The sequence below is a fragment of the Desertihabitans aurantiacus genome, assembly GCF_003344635.1.
In the GTDB taxonomy this organism is placed as follows: domain Bacteria; phylum Actinomycetota; class Actinomycetes; order Propionibacteriales; family Propionibacteriaceae; genus Desertihabitans; species Desertihabitans aurantiacus.
In genome coordinates, this window is record NZ_QPKK01000437.1 from 1 (window position 1) to 1,909 (window position 1,909).

General features: G+C 76.0%; 2 protein-coding genes. One reads left to right on the forward strand and one right to left on the reverse strand.

The window, feature by feature from the left end; all coding sequences use genetic code 11:
- Window positions 1-844 (forward strand): FAD-binding protein (locus tag DVA66_RS19920; RefSeq protein ID WP_114561527.1); only part of this gene is annotated, 844 nt, incomplete at its 5' end.
- 9 nt (window positions 845-853) lie between these two features.
- Here the strand turns inward: DVA66_RS19920 and DVA66_RS19925 are convergent.
- On the reverse strand, window positions 854-1,909 hold a 1,056-nt coding region (locus tag DVA66_RS19925), incomplete at its 5' end, for a CopD family protein (protein ID WP_198671985.1).

Genomic DNA, 1,909 nt, shown 5'->3' on the forward strand with positions numbered 1-1,909 from the left:
CGCCAGCCTGATCAACCCCGACCGGATGTGGCACTACACCGAGGGCCTGCAGAACCACGACCCGGTGTGGCCCGACCACGGCATCCGGATCCTGCCCGGGCCCTCCTCGCTCTGGGTGGACGGCGCCGGCCGGCGGCTGCCGGCCCGGCTCTACCCGGGCGCGGACACCCTGGCCACGCTGGCCCACCTGCGCGGCGCCGGCCACGACCACTCCTGGTTCGTGCTCACCGAGCGGATCCTGGCCAAGGAGCTGGCGCTGTCGGGCTCGGAGCAGAACCCCGACCTCACCGGACGCAACCTGCCGCTGCTCAGCCAGCGGCTGCGTCCCGGTGCGCCCACACCGGTGCGCCGGTTCGTCGACGCCGGGATCGACGTCGTCCGCGCCCGGGGCGTGGCCCAGCTCGCGACGGCGATGAACACCCTCACCGGGGCTGACCTGGTCGACCCCGAGGTGCTGGCGGCCTCGGTCGCCGAGCGGGACGCCGCTGTGATGGACCCGTCCTCGACCGATGCCCAGGCGGCCGGCATCCGCCGGGCCCGCAGCTACCTCGGCGACCGGCTGATGCGGGTCGCCACCCCGCACCGACTGCTCGACGACGACGCCGGCGAGCTGGTCGCCATCCGGCTGCACCTGCTCAGCCGCAAGACCCTCGGCGGGCTGGAGACCGACCTGCAGGGACGGGTGCTGCGTCCGGGCGGGGAGCCGCTGCCGGGGCTGTACGCCGCGGGTGAGGTGGCCGGGTTCGGCGGTGGCGGGATGCACGGCTACAACTCGCTGGAGGGGACGTTCCTCGGCGGCTGTCTGTTCTCCGGGCGGCAGGCCGGACGCGCCCTGCGCGGCTGACCGGGCGGGTCAGGGGACGTCGACGGTGACGACCCCGACCGGCTCGGTGAAGCGGTCGAGCCGGACGGCCACCGCCAGCTCCCACCGGCCGGCGAGGGGGAGGTCGACCGGTCCGCGGTACTGCCCGGGCGTGCCGGTGGGTTCCAGACGTGTCGTCAGCGGGCCGACCTGACCGGGCAGGGTCAGCGACACCGTCGGAGCTTGCTCGACCTCGACCGGCCCGGTGTCGTCGCGCAGCGTCACCGCGACGTCGTTCGGCCCGCGCCGCGCCGGGCTGAGCAGCACCTCGGCCTCGACGTCGCCGAGGTCGAGCCGCTGCGGAGCGGGCGCGATGGCGGTGGCGGAGCCGTGGCCGTCGTGGTCGTCGGGCACCGGGCTGGCCGAGGTGAGCACACCGGTGAACACCGCCACGGCCGCGAGCAGCGCGACCTCGTCGACCATGCTGCGGCGCAGTCGCGGGGCCACCTCGGCGGCCTCCGCGCGCCGCAGCCGGGGCACCAGGACGAGACGGTTCCAGCCCGCCATCGCCAGCACCACCGCCACCAGCGCGAGCTTGACCAGGAGCGCCCGGCCGTAGGCGGTCTGCAGCACGTCGGACCACCGCTCCAGCACGAGAACCGCCATCGTCGTGCCGGTGGCGGCCAGCACGAGCACCGACACCGCCGCGGCGGTCGAGAAGCGCGACACCACCGTGAGCACGTCGTCGGGTCCCCGCTCCGAGCGCCACCACAGCAGCAGCGCCAGCAACCCGCCGGACCAGAGGGCGCCGGCCAGCACGTGGGCCAGGTCGGCGCCGACCACCAGCCAGGTCGGCTGATAGGTCCGGGTGTGGCCGACGACGGCCAGCGACGCCACCGCCAGGGCGATCCCCGGCCACCGCAGCCAGCCGGACGGCCCTCCGGACCGGGATCCGACGGCCCCGAGGACGACCCCGGCGACCGTCAGCGCCGCCGCGACCCCGGTCGCGCCGGTGGCGGCGTCGGCCAGCCCACCGTCGAGCAGGGCCGCGGGGTCGGCCGCCTGCACGGCCAGCCACTCCAGCGGGACGGCGAGCACGGCACCGGT